Origin of the sequence: Archaeoglobus neptunius (assembly GCF_016757965.1) — an archaeon.
Classification (GTDB): Archaea; Halobacteriota; Archaeoglobi; order Archaeoglobales; family Archaeoglobaceae; genus Archaeoglobus; species Archaeoglobus neptunius.
In genome coordinates this window covers 100695-116669 of sequence record NZ_JAEKIW010000003.1, presented here as the reverse complement: position 1 = coordinate 116669, position 15975 = coordinate 100695, and the positions used below count along the sequence as shown (strand labels likewise).

General features: G+C 46.6%; 19 protein-coding genes. 10 read left to right on the top strand and 9 right to left on the bottom strand.

The features are described 5' to 3' along the window. Window positions 1-2: 2 nt before the first annotated feature. From JFQ59_RS02980 to JFQ59_RS02945, 8 genes are read right to left on the bottom strand one after another with little or no spacing between them, the layout of a single operon-like run. A complete protein-coding gene (locus JFQ59_RS02980) occupies window positions 3-329 on the bottom strand; it encodes a Zn-ribbon domain-containing protein (RefSeq protein ID WP_202318927.1) in 327 nt (108 codons plus the stop codon). A gap of 8 nt (window positions 330-337) precedes the next feature. After that, complete coding sequence (locus JFQ59_RS02975; protein WP_202318926.1) at window positions 338-685, bottom strand: DUF2073 domain-containing protein; 348 nt, start codon at window positions 683-685, stop codon at window positions 338-340. 10 nt (window positions 686-695) lie between these two features. After that, the gene (locus tag JFQ59_RS02970) at window positions 696-1331 is read right to left on the bottom strand and encodes an Era-like GTP-binding protein (RefSeq protein WP_202318925.1); all 636 of its coding nucleotides are present in this window, start codon (window positions 1329-1331) and stop codon (window positions 696-698) included. Window positions 1332-1366: 35 nt separating this feature from the next. Next, window positions 1367-2680 carry a phospholipase D-like domain-containing protein gene (locus tag JFQ59_RS02965; RefSeq protein WP_202318924.1) on the bottom strand — a complete coding sequence of 438 codons (1314 nt, stop codon included), beginning with the start codon at window positions 2678-2680 and terminating at the stop codon, window positions 1367-1369. Continuing rightward, entirely contained in the window at window positions 2634-3602 is a 969-nt protein-coding gene (gene mptA, locus JFQ59_RS02960) for a GTP cyclohydrolase MptA (RefSeq protein WP_407928329.1), read from the bottom strand. Before mptA ends, JFQ59_RS02965 begins: the two co-directional genes overlap by 47 nt. A gap of 38 nt (window positions 3603-3640) precedes the next feature. Further along, window positions 3641-5854 (bottom strand): amino acid permease, encoded by a 2214-nt coding sequence (locus JFQ59_RS02955; protein WP_202318922.1) that lies wholly within the window; start codon window positions 5852-5854, stop codon window positions 3641-3643. A gap of 31 nt (window positions 5855-5885) precedes the next feature. Next, window positions 5886-6701, bottom strand: coding sequence for a DMT family transporter (locus JFQ59_RS02950; protein WP_202318921.1), 816 nt, complete (start codon window positions 6699-6701; stop codon window positions 5886-5888). Continuing rightward, window positions 6691-7329, bottom strand: coding sequence for an endonuclease III domain-containing protein (locus tag JFQ59_RS02945; RefSeq protein WP_202318920.1), 639 nt, complete (start codon window positions 7327-7329; stop codon window positions 6691-6693). The genes JFQ59_RS02950 and JFQ59_RS02945 overlap by 11 nt, the downstream gene beginning before the upstream one ends. A gap of 44 nt (window positions 7330-7373) precedes the next feature. On the opposite strand from JFQ59_RS02945, the gene purM reads away from it, so the two are divergent. Next, window positions 7374-8366 (top strand): phosphoribosylformylglycinamidine cyclo-ligase, encoded by a 993-nt coding sequence (purM, locus tag JFQ59_RS02940; protein WP_202318919.1) that lies wholly within the window; start codon window positions 7374-7376, stop codon window positions 8364-8366. Here the strand turns inward: purM and JFQ59_RS02935 are convergent, their stop codons facing one another. After that, complete coding sequence (locus JFQ59_RS02935; protein WP_202318918.1) at window positions 8367-9635, bottom strand: tryptophan--tRNA ligase; 1269 nt, start codon at window positions 9633-9635, stop codon at window positions 8367-8369. A gap of 49 nt (window positions 9636-9684) precedes the next feature. Here JFQ59_RS02935 and JFQ59_RS02930 point away from each other — a divergent pair, with 49 nt between their 5' ends. Genes JFQ59_RS02930 through JFQ59_RS02890 form a run of 9 tightly spaced genes read left to right on the top strand, consistent with a single transcriptional unit; the run spans window position 9685 to window position 15973 of the window. Beyond that, window positions 9685-10566 (top strand): ketopantoate reductase family protein, encoded by an 882-nt coding sequence (locus JFQ59_RS02930; RefSeq protein WP_230972241.1) that lies wholly within the window; start codon window positions 9685-9687, stop codon window positions 10564-10566. Beyond that, on the top strand, window positions 10550-11011 hold the full coding sequence (locus JFQ59_RS02925) for a COG2426 family protein (protein ID WP_330999831.1): 462 nt from the start codon (window positions 10550-10552) through the stop codon (window positions 11009-11011). Before JFQ59_RS02930 ends, JFQ59_RS02925 begins: the two co-directional genes overlap by 17 nt. A gap of 43 nt (window positions 11012-11054) precedes the next feature. Then, window positions 11055-11492 carry a winged helix-turn-helix domain-containing protein gene (locus JFQ59_RS02920; protein ID WP_202318916.1) on the top strand — a complete coding sequence of 146 codons (438 nt, stop codon included), beginning with the start codon at window positions 11055-11057 and terminating at the stop codon, window positions 11490-11492. Between the two features lie 37 nt (window positions 11493-11529). Next, a complete protein-coding gene (locus JFQ59_RS02915; RefSeq protein WP_202318915.1) occupies window positions 11530-12417 on the top strand; it encodes a sulfite exporter TauE/SafE family protein in 888 nt (295 codons plus the stop codon). Window positions 12418-12462: 45 nt separating this feature from the next. Beyond that, the gene (locus tag JFQ59_RS02910) at window positions 12463-12990 is read left to right on the top strand and encodes a YbhB/YbcL family Raf kinase inhibitor-like protein (protein WP_202318914.1); all 528 of its coding nucleotides are present in this window, start codon (window positions 12463-12465) and stop codon (window positions 12988-12990) included. A 48-nt stretch (window positions 12991-13038) separates the two neighbouring features. After that, complete coding sequence (locus JFQ59_RS02905) at window positions 13039-13614, top strand: pyruvate ferredoxin oxidoreductase subunit gamma (protein ID WP_202318913.1); 576 nt, start codon at window positions 13039-13041, stop codon at window positions 13612-13614. Continuing rightward, the gene (locus JFQ59_RS02900; protein WP_202318912.1) at window positions 13611-13904 is read left to right on the top strand and encodes a 4Fe-4S binding protein; all 294 of its coding nucleotides are present in this window, start codon (window positions 13611-13613) and stop codon (window positions 13902-13904) included. The genes JFQ59_RS02905 and JFQ59_RS02900 overlap by 4 nt, the downstream gene beginning before the upstream one ends. Window positions 13905-13913: 9 nt before the next feature. After that, complete coding sequence (locus tag JFQ59_RS02895) at window positions 13914-15089, top strand: transketolase C-terminal domain-containing protein (RefSeq protein ID WP_202318911.1); 1176 nt, start codon at window positions 13914-13916, stop codon at window positions 15087-15089. After that, window positions 15086-15973, top strand: coding sequence for a thiamine pyrophosphate-dependent enzyme (locus tag JFQ59_RS02890; RefSeq protein ID WP_202318910.1), 888 nt, complete (start codon window positions 15086-15088; stop codon window positions 15971-15973). The genes JFQ59_RS02895 and JFQ59_RS02890 overlap by 4 nt, the downstream gene beginning before the upstream one ends. Window positions 15974-15975: the final 2 nt, after the last annotated feature.

Below are 15975 nucleotides of genomic sequence, written 5' to 3'. Positions count from 1 at the left end.
AGTTATTTAAACTTTTTCTGTCCTCTCTTTTTTAATAAAGATGGCAGGTGTATGATATATCTGCCATCCTCCTGAAGTGCTATAACTATCCCCTCTCCCTGTAGAAGTCTCTCGATGTTTATCTCATATCTTCCGGGAGAGATAATTCTCACGGTTTCTATCCCCATCTCTGTCAGTTCTCTCGTAATCTCCTGCTCAACCTCGACCGGTTCAACCTCCCGCTTCTCAGGAACGTACAGGAACTTGTTGTTTCCGCATTCACATCCGTTGAGTATCCTCATGTCCCCGCTCGGGTACAGCTTGCCGCACTTTGTACATCTGTGGGGCATGGTTACCACTAAATCTGAACAAGAGCTTTAATAACATCTTCCTGTTTTTCAAGAGTTTTCAGTCTGTTTGCCGGTCCTATTACGGTCAATCTGCCTTTCCTTTTCCCGAAAAGCTTCGATAGAAATGACTCCTCCCTCGCAGGATATGATTCTACTTCGATTCCTATGAATTTTTCATGATCGATTTCCAGCATGGTCATTTCGATGAGCTTTGCCTCCTCCTCGGGAGTAAGTCCTGTTTCGAGAACGACGATTTTTCCCTCTTTAACACTGTCAAGAATCATTCTGAGTTTCTCCATTGAAGGCATTCTTTCGAGCATATCCTTAGATATTAAATTCATCTGAACTCCTTCCATCGTCACCACCTTAGCCAAACCTCTCGGCCATCGCCTTGTAAAGGGAATCTATATTAATGCCCTTCAACGCTGAAATTGGCACAACAGGATGCTGCGGGAATGCAGATTTGATTCTTGCCGGTGAGGCTGTGGGCAGGTCTATTTTATTTGCAACGATCAGCAGAGGAAGCTTTCTTGCCTCCATGTTTCCGACGATGGTCACGTTTACCTGGGTGAACGGATCTTCGGTAGCGTCCATAACCAGCAGCACACCATCGAGATCGTCAAGCCATTTTATTGCCTCAATAACGCCCTCCGTAGCCTCCTTTGCTCTTCTTCTTGCTTCCTCCTCTTCAAGCCCGTACTTAAGGAACTCCTGAAAATCTATCTTTGTGGCCAGGCCCGGGGTGTCAACAATATCTATCGTTAGAGACTTGCCATCAACCTCGATTTTTACACCCTCCCTTAACCTCGCCCTCCTCGTCTCATGCGGAACGTCGCTCGGCGAGCCTATAATATCTCCGGTCCAGTCTCTTAAAATACGGTTGGCAAGAGTTGTTTTTCCGGCGTTTGGAGGGCCGTAAATACCGATCCTCATTTTATCTTTTTTAAAGAACAGTCTCAGTATGAATCCGAACCTTTTTCTGAGAGCGATCATTAATCCCATCCTGACACCTCACCTTATCTTGTTATAGGTGATAATTAAAGCTTATCCTTCATTCTGAATCGAATGAAGATAGCTGCAGAGGATACGAAAGCTGTAAGAGAAATGATAAGGTCTGGAAGTATCACAGTACCGCTTCCACTTTCAATGTCATTTACAACGAAATCTGAAACTTTTTTGCTGCTTATAATAATTCCAATTTCTCTGTTTAGCTTCAGTCCAAACATATTCATGTTTGCGGATGTGATGAGAACTCTGTCATCTGAAACCACCGCCTTGCCGTGCAGGTTTTTCAGCAATGTTATATCAACCCCTTCCTCTTTCAGAATTTTCAAAGTTTTATCATCTGCGTACCTTTCATCCAGAAAAATCCTTACTCTGGAGCCATTGACCTTTGCCTTTTTTATTGCATTCAGAATTCCGTGATCGGAATACCATTTCAGATTCATATATGGTGCTATGATATACAGACGGTTTTTTGCAGAGGAGATAAAATCAAGTACCGGATTGCAGTCTGGAAGGATAAAAAGTGTTAAGTTTGCCCTGAAATTTAAAGCCCTACCACCCTCACCTTTCCTGTATCTCCATTCGGAGCAGTATTCAGGATTTTTTCCAGCATATCTTTCGTCGTTTTTCAGTAGATTGTGCAGTGCTGTCGAAACGTTTTTGCTTTCAAACTCAACTATGTATCCCTTATTCGTGAACTGCCAGTTTTCTGTTGTTATCACGACTCTGTCACCCCTTATAGCAAATTTATAATGGAAATGCCTGTATGAGCTGGAGGATAGAAACACTGCTGGAGAAATTTTTAGTTCTCTGCATGGTAAGGAGGGTGGATTTCCATCAACATAGAGTTTTGCAGGTCTTATGGGGGATGAAAAGGTGTATGAGGCAACGATCCATCCATCTCCCAGGTTGAAGTCCGCTGGAGTTATTATCAGCCTTCCTTTAACATTTTCTGTTATGCATGTGAAATTGGTCCAGTCCTCGTATCTGAAGTCCCACCCACCCGATGTTCGGTAATACACAACTCCGTCGTCGAGAACTCGGATATCACGTCCATAACGAAAACAGTCCTCGTTTACACATATCTCTTCCCCTCGATTCGAAAGGGCCAGGCTACGTGGGAGCTGGATGTCGGCTTTCGCACCAAAATGTCTCTCGAACTCTTCAGGATTCCTGGCGGCAACATGGAGCCCTTTACCGGCCTCAACTTTACCTTCACCGTCGGTAAGAACACAGGAGGAGTTGCAGTAAAATTTCACATACTCTGCATCATCGCTCCCGTAGGGGTTGGGGCAGACTTCAAGGATTTGGGCTGTCAGCAGCAGTACCAGCAGAGCCAATTTCATTTCTTAGCTCTCCAAAAGTTGCGTATCTCTCGGCCACAACATTGTGCTGATGTATGCTCTCCTCATTCTCCTGTCTGAGGAAAGCGAGCACGTTATCAGGAGCTTCAGGGAAAGCTTTGAGCAAATTGCATGCCATAATTCTAACTCCGTCTTCAACAAACCTCGTATTGCGGTGTGCCATTTCAACGACCTCGAGCTCGTCCTCTCTTTTGAGAATTTCGAAGGTCTCGTAGCTCATAGACGTTTTGGCTATCTCGATGAGCTTTGCAATCGGAACCTTAAAGCTATCCGTTACCTGAACTTTCAGCATCGCCCTTCCTCGCTGATTGTGGGATGCAACCGGAACAGCGTCAAGTATTCTCTGGATTGCATCATCATCAAAGCCCATCTCTGCAAGTCTTTCAGCGGATCTTGCCCTTACCAGTTCTTGGGCACATGGACAGGCAGTGATCCCCGTAACCTCCACACCAACAAACACAAGCTTTTTTCCATTTCTCGATATCTTTGCCTCACCAAAGATCCTGACAACCTCCTGCGTTCTCTGCCTCGTTTTTGGAGTTCTTTTTCGCATTATGAGTTCAGCGGTCATCTTAGCCTCTGCGTTCGTTGCGTACTCGTGTCTGTCGAGCAGATTCTTTGCCACCTCCACCACAAGATCCTCAATGTTTTCAATTGGCTGTGAGGTGAGGGTTTCTATAACCTCGTCAATAACCTCGAAGTTTCTGCTGAGGTTAACACCTTTTAGGTGAGCGGGAAGGTCAACAAAAACGTCAAAGGATGATATGAGTATGATGGGCCTCTTTCCTTCTCTCTGAACTTCAACAAGCTTTTTTATACCGGTGGCTCCAACTCTGCTCAGTCCAATTGGCACTTCAGGTTTTAAAAGCTGAACGTCAGGGAGCATAGCAATCACTCTCTCAATGGCTATTATAATTTACTGCGTTTTGACGGTGTAAAAAATCAGATAATTCTCACCCATTTCCTCGTCATTGCAACAGTTCTGGACGTTTTTCTCGCAACTTTCTCTGGGAATAGGCCAAGAAGGAAGTTGTGAAGGAAGGTTTTTTCGGAAGCGCCTATGATGGTGAGGTCAAAATTTTCGGCCTCTCTTGCAATTCTTTCCGATGGAGATCTGCTCACGTCAAATTCAGTCTCGACGTTCAATCCCTCAAGTTCCTTAATAGCCTCTTTGAATACCAAATCCGCCTTTTCCATCTCTTTTTCCGAGGTTCCCACATAAAGCAGTTTGATCTTGGCCTTTCTCTCTGCTGCAATATCCCGTGCTATCTCGCATGCGAGCTTTGCATGCGGACCACCCACGGTTGGAATGAGAATTCTTTTGAAGTCGGGCATCTTCTCTCCGGGCTCGAATCTCACAACCACCACGTCACACTTCGCCTTCATCAAAATTGGATCTATCGTGCTTCCCAGGACAACATCCCTGCGAAATGTTCTTCCCCTCCACCCCATAACTATCATATCCGCTTTCCACTCATCGACTGCAGTGAGAATTGCCTCTGCAATATTGTGGCTAACAGTAACCACACCACCTGCCGGAACACTGAGGTTCATCAATTTTTCCACCATCTCCTTTGCATTTTTAACATCCTTCGCTGGAGTTGAGATCGGCGTTTGTATGGGAAGTTTAACCGTGTTCATGACAACAACCTCTCCATCCCTCTGTCTTGCGATCAGTTCCGCAAATCTTACAAGTTTCTTGGCTATCACCGGATTGGCAATGGGTACAAGCACAACAAACTTCTTCTTGTCAATCGGTATTTCCTTAAAAACGGTCATTACCTCTTCTTCCTCTCTCTTCTCCAGCTCTTTCTCGGAGTATGCATAGTAAACCAGAGAGCCGAAGAACATCCACACTGCAGTCATAAGGAAAACTGTCAGTCCATGTTCTATCTGTGAAATCAGGAAGTAGGCGATTATTATCTGGAAAACAATGGCGATGAGAGGGAGAACTGGAACTAGTGGAAGGCTGAAGGTTCTTTTTATGTCCGGTCTCCTCAATCTCAGAACCACAAGGGCTACATTTACGGAAAGAAACAGGTAGAGGAACATAAGGCTGGCTGCAGATGCCACGGTCTCAATAGGGGCAAGAGAGGCTACCGCAACTATGACATAGCTGAAAAATATTGCATAGTGGGGTGTTCGTGTTTTCTCGTTTATTCTAGACAGTGCTCTGGTGAGGTATCCCGATCTGCTAAGGGCGAAAACAACTCTCGATGAGGAGTAGATCGTTGCATTCATCGCACTCACTGTTGAGATCAGTCCTCCAGCAAGGATCATCCATCCACCGAGGGGCATTATGGTATCGGCCACCCTAACCAGGCTCAGTTCGGCCAGCCTGCCCAGATACATCCAGCTCGGCACATCGGCTTTGACCGCTCCGAGAAGTGAAAATGCAACTAGGATGTATATTCCAACAGCAACCCAGAGAGAGACAACTATTGCTTTCGGAATGTTTCTTTCGGGATCTTTAACCTCCTCACCGCTCTGGACTATTATCTCAAAACCCTCAAAGGCTATGAACGTCAATCCCATGGCTGCCAGAATACCTGAAATGCCGGTGGGCATGAAGGGCCTGTACGAATCCATCCAGTCGGGATAGGTGAGCATGCGGTATATGCCGAATAAAGCAAAGACCACAAGGATCAGCACCTTCAGTAAAGTAACCATTCCGCCAAGCTTGCCGCTCTCTTTGGCTCCTTTGTAGTTCACATAAGCCAGAAAAGAAACCATGGCGAGGGCGGAAATTTTGGAGAGGAGGTGTGCCGGAGCGGCGATGCCGATAAAGTGAACGACCATTTCAGCGAAAAATGCACCGAAAGTTACGGCATAAAGAGCGCAGGCTATCGTGTGGGCTGCCCAGTCAATCCATCCGGCCATAAAACCAGCATAATCACCCATAGCCTCTTTAATCCAGAGGTAACCACCACCGGCCTGAGGTATTGCCGAACCGAGTTCCGCATAAGCTAAACCTGTAAGTGTTGCGATTATACCATTCAGGAAGAAGGCAAGAAGTATTGCAGGTCCGGCTATTCCGGCAGCTATGCCGGTGAGGGCAAAGATTCCGGCACCAATCATTCCTGCAATCCCTATCATAGTGATATCGAAAAATGAGAGATCTCTGCTCAGGGAAACCTGTACCTCTCTCGCCTCCATCGCTTTAGGGAGTTGGTATATAAATATAAACTTATCCCAAGTAGTAGGAATAGATGCCGGTCAAAATTAGGAGGGTCCCGACGATGGATGGAATTGTGAAAACCTCTTTTTCTCTGAGGAAAATGAAGGTGAGTAAAACGGTAAAGAGGGGATAGGCGCTTGTTATGGGTTCAACCACGGTCACAGGCAAATCAACCAGGACCGTGTATCTTACCAGATGGCCGAATCCTACAGTAATCCCGGCTGCGATGTACCACCTCAAACCATGCTTTGAGAGATTTTTGCCCACAAGCAAAGACATCAGAAGTGTGGATACGGCAAATCCGACAAAAATACCGAACAGGGGGTTGTACTCAACTTTGTAACCAAACTTAACTAGAAATGAGGACAGCGCGGTGAAGAATCCTGTCAAAACCCCGAGAGCTATGCCGACATAATCGGCTTTACCTCTGGGTCTTGAGAGAAGGACTATTCCTGAAAAAATCAAAAAGGACATCAGCGCTATTCTCGGGGTTAAGGTTTCTCCCAGGAACGTCCCCAAAAATGCTGCGAAAAAGACTCTTGTGGCGGATAGTGGAGCGGACAGGTTGGCTCCAATTCTGGCAATGGCATGATAAAAGCACATTCGTGCGATGAAGAAATGGAGAACCCCGGCGAGGATCATGAAGAGGAGGAATTGAGGATCAAAAGTCGGAGTTAGCAGAGATGGGAGAAAAATTAATGTTGAGGCCAGAAGACTGATGTAGACCCCACTCATTGTGTCCGTTTCACCGCTACCGAGTCTGACGAAGATCTGATGGATGCTGAAAAGCAGTGGAACCAGCAGGACAAGAATTTCACTGTTCATCTAATCCCTTTCTTGGGCAGATGTTCAACAAAGGGCATTCATTGCATAAGGGCTTCTGGGGTCTGCATACGGTCTGGCCAAATCCCACAAAGGCTCTGTTTACCTTGCTCCACATCTCAACTGGAAAAATCTTCTTAAGCTCTTTCTCAGTCTCTTCAGGCTTTGCTGTCCTGACAAGTCCAAGTCTGTTTGAAATGCGGTGAACGTGTGTATCGACGGGTATGGTGGGAATCCCGGAGTACACCAGTACGACGTTGGCAGACTTTCTCCCAATTCCGGGTAACTTAACAAGCTCATCGAACTCGAGTGGCACCTCTGAGTTGTAATCTTCAATCAGCCTTTTTGCCAGCTCCTTCAGTCTTTTTGCCTTAACCCTGTAAAATCCAACACTCTTTATTAGGTCGGCAATCTCGTCCTCATCCATTTTGGCGATATCTTCAGGCGTCTTAACTTTCGAAAACAACTTCTGGACGGCCTGAACCGTAGCCTCGTCTCTCGTTCTTGAACTCAGCAAGGCTGCGACAAGATGCTGAAAAGGCGTTTTAATATTACTTTTAAGAGTGTAAACTGCTGCCCCCCTTTTCTTTGCCTCCCTCTCCATAAGTTCAACAACCTCTTCAAGATCCACATAGAGGATAGGCAATATTTTAAAAAGAGTTTCTGAGTTGATTCATGCCAAAGTTCGATTATGCGAAGGCAGGAGTTGATGTCAAGGAGGAGGAAAAAGCAATCAGATCTCTTGCAAGAGTTGTGAAATTCGTGAGAAGGGGTTTCGGGCAGCCCATACTGACGTCTCATTATGCAGGGGTTATTGACTGTGGAGATTTTGGCATTGCAATCACAACTGACGGAGTAGGTAGCAAGATTCTCGTTGCAGAGGCCATGAGGAAGTTTGACACAATAGGAATTGACTGTGTGGCAATGAACGTTAATGATTTGCTCGCCATAGCTGCTGAACCCCTTGCCATGGTGGACTACATAGCGATAGAAAAGCCAGATGAGTGGATTATGGCGGAGATAGCCAAAGGGCTTGAAGAGGGGTGCAGAATTGCGAATATAACTCTGCTTGGTGGTGAAACGGCCACACTGCCTGAAATAGTGAGGGGGTTTGACTTGGCCGGAACGGCGATTGGTATCGTGGAGAAAGACAGTATAATCACAGGGCAAAAAATTTTGCCCGGAGATGTTATTGTGGCAATACCGAGCAGTGGTATACACAGCAATGGACTTACACTGGCAAGAAAGGTTATCGAGCAGAGCGGAATAAGCTATACAGACAAATTTAACGGGAAAACTATCGGAGAAGAGCTTTTAACCCCCACCAGAATTTACATGGAGGTTCTTGAAATCGTGAAGTATTGCAGTGTCCACGGCCTTGCTCACATAACCGGGAGTGGTGTTATGAAACTCCGAAGGCTGAAAGGTGATGTCAAATACGTCATAGACAAGCCTGTGAAGCCCCATAAGATCTTCAGGCTGATCGAGGAGCTTGGCAATGTTGACAGGGATGAGATGTACAGGACATTCAACATGGGAATGGGTTTCATGGTCATTCTGCCTGAAGAAGAGGTAGATAAGGTGCTAAATCTCTGTGACGGTTCAGTTGTGGGTTATGTAGACAGAGGAGAGGGAGTTTATGTGGAGGACCTCAGGATCGACGTTTGATCACATTATAATGAAGTAATCCTCCAGCATCCCCTCAGCCTCTCCAATTTTCTCCCGATGTTCCTCAAGGAAATTTTTGACCAGCTCAGATGCAAGCCTCTTGCATTTTCCACACAGCAGTCTCCCCTCTCTGCAGTCTGATTCAATCTGCCTTAGCTCTTCGTCACTCTGGATTAGGTGGTAGCTGTATAGCTCGAATACCACGCATTTCTCAGGTTGTCCTCCCAACCTCCTCTGTTCCTCTGCCGTAGCTCTTCCACCGGTGAAAGCCTTCATAACCTTTCTGGCCCCATCCTCGGGCTTATCCAGCAGAGAGATGTAACTTTCAGGCTTACTTGAACTCATCTTCCCTCCTGTCAGTCCTGTGGTAAAGCGATGATAGGTAGAGGAAGGAGGAACGAAGGCAAAACCGCCAAGTTTCACTTCGATCTCCCTGACGAATTCCTCAATCTCATCCCTTTCACCAAAAATGTCTGCATGTTCTTCATAAAACCTGACCTCGAGGGGCATTTCGGACAGGGCTTCCAGATATACCTTCCCCTTTCGGCTTCTGATCCTCAATCCGCCTTCTATCGGCTCGAAAGAGAATATGCTTGCTCTTGCAGCGAGATCTCTGGTAAGACGCATGTGGGGATCCTGATCGGCACCAACCGGAACGACAACCGGCTTCGGGCCACCAAATTCGGAAAGCTGGGGATGAAGAATGTCAGCAGCCTGTATCGAGGTTATAAACATCTTGGCAAGCTTCGTGTCACCGTTGAATCCATAAATGGCCCTTAACTCGCTGAAATTAACCTCTGCTGAGAGTTCAAATGCGAGATCCTTTACGTAGCTGCTTTTCGACTGGAAGTAAATTACAGATTCTCTGGTAAGCCCGAGGGCGATTATGGACTTGATGTACTCCAGCCCGATCTCTCTTGTTTTTTCCCAGCTCAGTCCTCTGACAGCGTGAGCTTCCATATCTGCAATCGCAACAAAAGCCCTCCCGCCGGCCCTCTGATGCCATACGATCTCATCCATCGTCATCTTATGGCCGAAATGCGGGTGGCCTGAGGGCATGAATCCGGACATGACTGCCCACTGTATCCCCTTCTTCATGGCGTTTACAATCCTCCAGTAGTCTCTGTGACCGAAAATTGCTCCCCTCCTCATCAGAATGTGCGGCTCATCAATCTCATCCAGTACCTCGCTGAAGGGCTGCATCCCGAAATCCCTGATGAGTTTGTTGTAATCTATGACTCCCTCGACATCCCAGGGTGTAACCTGCATGGCATTCAGTAGGCGGCAGGTTAATATTCTTTGTGCAGATTGCAGTTTGATGAAGATACAGATAATGGGTGCAGGGGCTCTTGGATCACTTGTCGGGGCTATACTTCACCTTTCAGGTTTTGATGTGCTGTTTGTTGCGAGAGGCAGGCAGCTTGAAGCTCTTGAATCTGGATTGAAGGTCTCCGGTCTTATGGAGGCGACCATGAAGGTTAACGTGTCCAGCAGACCTGAAGATGCCGAGATTACCTTTGTGACCGTTAAGGCCTACGACACGGAAAGAGCGGCTGAAATGCTGTCTGAAGTAAACCCCGGAATCGTGTGCAGTCTTCAAAATGGTGTTGGTAACGAGGAGATTCTTCAGAAATACTGCGAAAAAGTTCTGGGTGGAGTGACAAGCTATGCGGCAAATCTTGCAGATTTCGGCCATGTGATTTACGCCGGTGAAGGTTTCACCTACGTTGGTGAGCTCGATGGTAGATTGAGTGAGGATGCATTGAAGGTCGCTGAGATTTTAAAGAAAGCTGGAATGAACTGTGAGGCGGTTGATAACATCAGGTTCAGAATCTGGGCAAAGGCTGTGGTGAATGCTGCAATCAATCCCGTAACTGCAATTTGCGGAGTGAGAAATGGCAGAATTGTGGAGAACGAGTACCTGTGGAAAGTTTCTAGGGCTGTGGCTGAAGAAGGGGGAGAGGTGATGAAAAGAATGGGGTACGAGTTCGATGCTGTGGGTGAGGTCAGAAGGGTTGCGGAAATGACCGCCAGCAATAGGTCATCAATGCTGCAGGATTTTGAAAGAAGAAGGAAGACTGAGATTGAGTTCATAAACGGTGCAATAGTAAGGAAAGGGAAAGAGCTTGGCGTTCACTGCCCTGTGAATGAAACATTGCTGAATATTGTCAGGGGGATTGAAAGTGAATTCAGTCCTTAATGTGCTTCTGGTTTCTGCCCTTCCGATTTCAGAAATAAGGGGAGGTTTGCCTCTTGCCCTTTATTATGGCTTTGATCCCTTTGAAGCCTATTTACTTGCTCTTGCCGGCAATTTCCTGCCCATTCCTTTTCTCCTGATGTTTCTTGACTATATGATAAGGGTGGCCACCAGAATAGGATTTTTAGATGCATTTTACAGGAAGATAGTTGAAAGGGTCGAGAGAAAGAAGGCCATTGTTGAAAAATACGGGTATATTGGTCTTGTGATGTTCGTGGCCATGCCTTTACCCGTAACAGGAGCCTGGACGGGTGTACTGATGGCCTTTCTGCTGAGACTTAACAGGGTCAGAGCGTTAGTATCAATCTTTGCCGGAATCTGTATTGCGGGTTTGATAGTTCTTCTTGCTTCTTTGGGAGTAATTTCAATTGGAAGTTTTATTAAATAAAACAAAACCAAAAAATTATTTTTTGCATCCGGCTACTCTCAGTGTGATTGAGATCTTCACCTCTACAAGAGTCCAGATTCTATCCAAACTCGTAGAGAGGCCATTTACGATATCCGAAATAGCAAAACTCACCGGCTATTCAAAGACGACAGTAAGTTATCATCTGAACAGACTGTATGAAGCAGGGCTTGTGGAGAGGATGGAAAGGGGAAAATGGGTTTACTACAGGATTACAGAGAGGGGCAGAAAGACTGTGAAGGTTGAGAAGACAGTCTCAGCAGTATCCATAGTAACTGCTGCTATTTCCTTAATGGCCTTTGCTGCAATAAGAGTTATGAAAAAACCCAAGCTCCTATTTGCAGCAGCGGAAAAGCGAGTGAAAATCGCTGGAGCCGCACAGGGTTTTGAATATGAGTATCTGTTGCTGCTTTTAGCTTTGGCGACAATCCTTCTTTTTCTGTTTCTGAAATTCAGGAGATAGAACGAAAGGCTTATGAGCTTCTTCCGGAACACCGTTTATGGAGGAATATCTGATTTTACCTCTGGTATCATTCATTCTGGCCTTCTTCATGGCACCGGCAGGTGTTAGCGGGGCATTCCTCCTCCTGCCATTCCAGATGAGCGTCCTTGGATTTACGACACCAAATGTGAGTTCAACCAATCTCGTTTACAATTTGCTCGCAATTCCGAGTGGTGTTTACAGATATACGGTGGAGAAGAGGATGGCATGGCCACTCGTCTTGATTGTAATTTCAGGCACTCTGCCGGGAGTTTTTCTCGGTGCTGTTTTGAGGGTACACCTGTTTTTGGATCCAAAACTGTTCAAGCTTTTTGTTGGATGCGTTCTGCTGTATCTTGCAAGCAGGATAGCGTTTTCTGTGGTGAAACCGGACATCAGAATCAGGAAGATAGACAGAAAATTCGGTGAGGCCAAGGAAGGGTTGCTCAGTGCAGGAATTCCAGGAGATGCGGTAGTGAGAAACGTTAGTGTCAGCTTCAGAGAGATAGTGTACGAGTTCTGGGGAGAAAAGTTCTCCTTTTCTCCCATCATAGCCCTGGCCGTTTCTTTCGTTGTGGGTGTGGTCGGGGGAATCTATGGAATTGGAGGCGGGGCAATACTTGCCCCTTTCTTTGTGAGCTTCTTTGGACTTCCCACCTACACCATTGCTGGCGCAAACCTGATGGGCACGTTTCTCACCTCTGTTGTTGGAGTTGTGAGCTATTCATACCTTGGCTATCCTCCTGACTTCACCACGGGTATACTCTTTGGTATTGGTGGATTTTTCGGACTTTACTTTGGAGCAAGATTCCAGAGGTACATGCCGGAGCGGCTTATAAGGCTGATCCTATTTGTCGTTGTGATATTCACCGCTCTGCGATATATCACACAGTTTTTCATGTCCTGAGATGCTCAACCCAATTTACTTATAGAGTCCGGGATATTTTTCGATATGAGGAGAGTGCTGGTCCTCGTAATTCTTGTTGCCCTAACTTTGGCTGGATGCACTCAGGAAAAGCATTATCAGAAAACCCTGACCGTGAGATCGGTCTTCGGCAATGGGGATAGGATTCCCAAAAAGTACACATGCGATGGAGAGGATGTTTCTCCACCCCTGTACATTGATGGACTTGGCAAGAATGTAAAAAGCCTCGTCATAATTTGCGAAGACCCGGATGCTCCCGGAAGAGTTTTCACGCACTGGATTGCCTGGAACGTACAGGTTGTTAATGAAATTCCGGAAAACATTCCGAAATCAAAAGAAGTGATCGGGCCTGTCAGGATGGTTCAGGGTAAAAATGATTTCGGCAAAATTGGATACAGCGGCCCCTGCCCACCTTCCGGAGTTCACAGATACTATTTCAGGGTCTTCGCAATTGACACCACTCTCGATGGAGATTTCAGTCGAGAAGAGCTTTTAAAAGCAATAGAAAATCACGTATTGCAGTATGGCGAAATTTACGGAGTCTATTCCCGATAAGAGCGAAAACAAAATTTTTTTATTTCCCATTTTCTTGCATTGAAAGGGGTGGTTAAAATTCTGATTGAGGTGAGATTTCACGGAAGAGGAGGACAGGGTGCTGTAACGGCAGCCGACCTTCTTGCGGTTGCTGGGTTTAAGGAGGGCTATTATACCCTATCATTCCCGATGTTTGGTGCAGAGAAGAGGGGAACTCCGGTAGTTTCATTCCTCAGGATTTCTGATGAGCCAATTGTTGCGAGAGATGAGGTTTACAATCCGGATTACGTTGTTGTTCTAGATCCAACCGTTATGGAGACTGTTAACGTTGTGGCCGGACTGAAGAAAGACGGAATGCTGATCGCAAATTATCCCAAGGGCAGTGAGGATCTCAAAGCCGAGCTGAAAGCTGATGAGCTTGGGATAAAGGCGGTCACGATTAACGCCACAAAAATGGCAATGGAGGTTCTTGGAAGGCCGATCACAAACACCACAATGGTGGGAGCTTTTGGAGGGGCCACAAGAGTTGTATCTCTGGAGACTCTCATCGAGGTTGTTAATGAGTGGTTCAGGGGGGAACTGGCGGAGAAAAATGCCAGACTTGTTGAAGATGCCTACAGGTATATGATGGAGGTGTGCAGATGAAGCTCAAAATCAATCTTGGAGCAATTTCTGAACCGATACAATCTGAAAAAATGAAAACCGGGGATTGGGGCACCCATTATCCCGTCATTGACAGGGAAAAATGCACCGGGTGCAAGACCTGCGAGCAGTACTGCCCCGATTCGTGTATAGAGGTCAAAGAGTTCAACGATGAAAAGTATGCGGTTGTAAATTATGACTACTGCAAGGGATGCGGAATTTGCTCGTCAGTCTGCCCATTTGAGGCGATAAAGATGGAGCTGAAGGATATATTCAAATTTGAGGTATGCTGAGGTGGTAGAATGAGGAAAGTTGTTAGAGGCTTTTACTCAGTAGCCTACTCGGTTAAACTCTGCAAACCAAACGTGATTTGCGCTTATCCGATAACCCCTCAGACAGAAATCGTGGAAAATCTTGCCGCAATGTACGCTAACGGCGAGCTCGGTGATGCGGAGTATATCACAGCGGAATCTGAATTTGGAGCTGCAAGTACGCTCGTTGGGGCTTCAGCGGCGGGAGCTAGAGTTTTTTCGGCAACCTGCAGTCAGGGATTGATACTGATGAGTGAGGTGCTTTTCAATGCTGCTGGTATGAGACTACCAATAGTTCTTGTGAATACCAACAGAGCTCTCTCGGCCCCTCTGAGCATATGGAACGATCATCAGGACAGTATGGCAATGAGGGATGCAGGTATAATGCAGGTTTACGTTGAGAACAATCAGGAGGCCCATGATATGGTTCCGCAGGCATACAAGGTTGCTGAGGACAGAAGAGTGCTGCTGCCCTTTATGGTTTGTATGGACGGATACAAGCTCACGCATGCGTATGAGCCAATAGACCTGCTTGATCAGGAGACTGTGGACAGTTTTCTCCCACCTTACGAGCCGGCAGCCTACATGACCACCAAAAAACCTCTCGCATTCGGCTGCTACGCACCACCGCACATTTACATGGAACTCAGAGTTGCGATGCAGCAGGCAATGGAGAGGGCAAAAGAAGTAATGTCTGAAGTGTATAGGGAATGGGGGGAGCTTACGGGTAGAGACTGGGGAGGGCATATCGCTGTTGACTTCCCGGATTCCAGGATATTCGTCGTAGCTATGGGATCTGTTGTGGGACTGCTCAGGAAAGTTGTTGAGGAGTTGAGGAGAGAGGGTCAGAGCGTTGGTCTGATCAAGATAAGAACTTTCCGCCCCTTCCCGGTTGAAGAACTCAGAGATGCTTTGAAGGATGCAGAAAAGGTGATAGTTCTGGACAGATCGGTTAGCTTCGGGTATGAAGGGCCGGTCTCCATCGACCTGAAGTCTGCAATTTACGGGCACAGCTCGGCGGAAATTTACTCATACGCTGTAGGGCTGGGTGGAAGAGATATGCCAAAGGACTTCCTTGAGAAACTGATAAGAGATGTCGCTGAAGGCAGAGAGGAACCAGGGTTTGCATTCAAGGGATATCACGAGTTTGAGGAGGTGATACCGTGAAGTTTTTCGGCAGCGGACATGGAGCCTGTCCTGGATGCGGTTTGCCCATAGCGGTCAAAACTGTTCTGAATGTTCTCGAGGGAAAGGTTTTTGCTGTCAACTCTACAGGATGTCTGGAAATCATAAGCTCGCAGTACGGAAAGAATGCCTGGAACGTACCGTACATTCATTCTCTCTTTGAGAATGCAGCAGCCGTGGCAGCGGGTGTTGAGGCTGCTTTAAGAGCGATGAAAAGGAAGGATGAGGGGTACGTGGTGGTCTTTGCGGGAGACGGTGCTACCGCAGACATTGGTATTGGAACTCTCAGCGGCGCTTTCGACAGAAATCACGACATTCTTTACATTTGTCTTGACAATGAGGCGTACCAGAACACCGGACATCAGCAGAGTGGCTTAACACCTCCCGGCGAGTCAACAACCACAACTCCGGCGGGCAGAGTTCTACCGGGCAAGGTTGGTAGAAAGAAAGACATGATATCCATTGCTGTTGCACACGGCATTCCTTATGTAGCGTCATCTTCAGTTGGGTACATTTCCGACATCAGAAGAAAAGTTAAGAAAGCTGTAAAGTTTGAAGGTGCAAAGTACATCCAGATCCATTCGCCCTGTGTTACCGGCTGGGGAATTGATGGTAGCCTGTCCATCAAGGTTGCAAGACTTGCTGTTGAAACCGGCCTTTATCCACTGGTTGAGTACGAATACGGAAAGCTCACCTCAGTGAAAAAGATAAAGGACAGGAAGCCAGTTGAAGAGTATCTCAAGCTTCAGAGGAGATTCAGACACCTTTTTACTCATGAAAGAGGCAGAGAAATGATTGAGGTTCTGCAAAAATTCGCCGATGAAAACGCAGAGAAATACGGCCTGGATTTGAGGAAAGAAGAATAATA

What these genes read in the sequence shown, in the direction of transcription:
- JFQ59_RS02950 (WP_202318921.1), bottom strand. Translation starts at nt 6,701, where the DNA reads ATGAACAGTGAAATTCTTGTCCTGCTGGTTCCACTGCTTTTCAGCATC.
- JFQ59_RS02930 (WP_230972241.1), top strand. Translation starts at nt 9,685, where the DNA reads ATGAAGATACAGATAATGGGTGCAGGGGCTCTTGGATCACTTGTCGGG.
- JFQ59_RS02955 (WP_202318922.1), bottom strand. Translation starts at nt 5,854, where the DNA reads ATGGAGGCGAGAGAGGTACAGGTTTCCCTGAGCAGAGATCTCTCATTT.
- JFQ59_RS02910 (WP_202318914.1), top strand. Translation starts at nt 12,463, where the DNA reads ATGAGGAGAGTGCTGGTCCTCGTAATTCTTGTTGCCCTAACTTTGGCT.
- JFQ59_RS02935 (WP_202318918.1), bottom strand. Translation starts at nt 9,635, where the DNA reads ATGCAGGTTACACCCTGGGATGTCGAGGGAGTCATAGATTACAACAAA.
- JFQ59_RS02970 (WP_202318925.1), bottom strand. Translation starts at nt 1,331, where the DNA reads ATGGGATTAATGATCGCTCTCAGAAAAAGGTTCGGATTCATACTGAGA.
- JFQ59_RS02975 (WP_202318926.1), bottom strand. Translation starts at nt 685, where the DNA reads ATGGAAGGAGTTCAGATGAATTTAATATCTAAGGATATGCTCGAAAGA.
- JFQ59_RS02980 (WP_202318927.1), bottom strand. Translation starts at nt 329, where the DNA reads ATGCCCCACAGATGTACAAAGTGCGGCAAGCTGTACCCGAGCGGGGAC.
- purM (WP_202318919.1), top strand. Translation starts at nt 7,374, where the DNA reads ATGCCAAAGTTCGATTATGCGAAGGCAGGAGTTGATGTCAAGGAGGAG.
- JFQ59_RS02900 (WP_202318912.1), top strand. Translation starts at nt 13,611, where the DNA reads ATGAAGCTCAAAATCAATCTTGGAGCAATTTCTGAACCGATACAATCT.
- JFQ59_RS02915 (WP_202318915.1), top strand. Translation starts at nt 11,530, where the DNA reads ATGGAGGAATATCTGATTTTACCTCTGGTATCATTCATTCTGGCCTTC.
- JFQ59_RS02895 (WP_202318911.1), top strand. Translation starts at nt 13,914, where the DNA reads ATGAGGAAAGTTGTTAGAGGCTTTTACTCAGTAGCCTACTCGGTTAAA.
- JFQ59_RS02965 (WP_202318924.1), bottom strand. Translation starts at nt 2,680, where the DNA reads ATGAAATTGGCTCTGCTGGTACTGCTGCTGACAGCCCAAATCCTTGAA.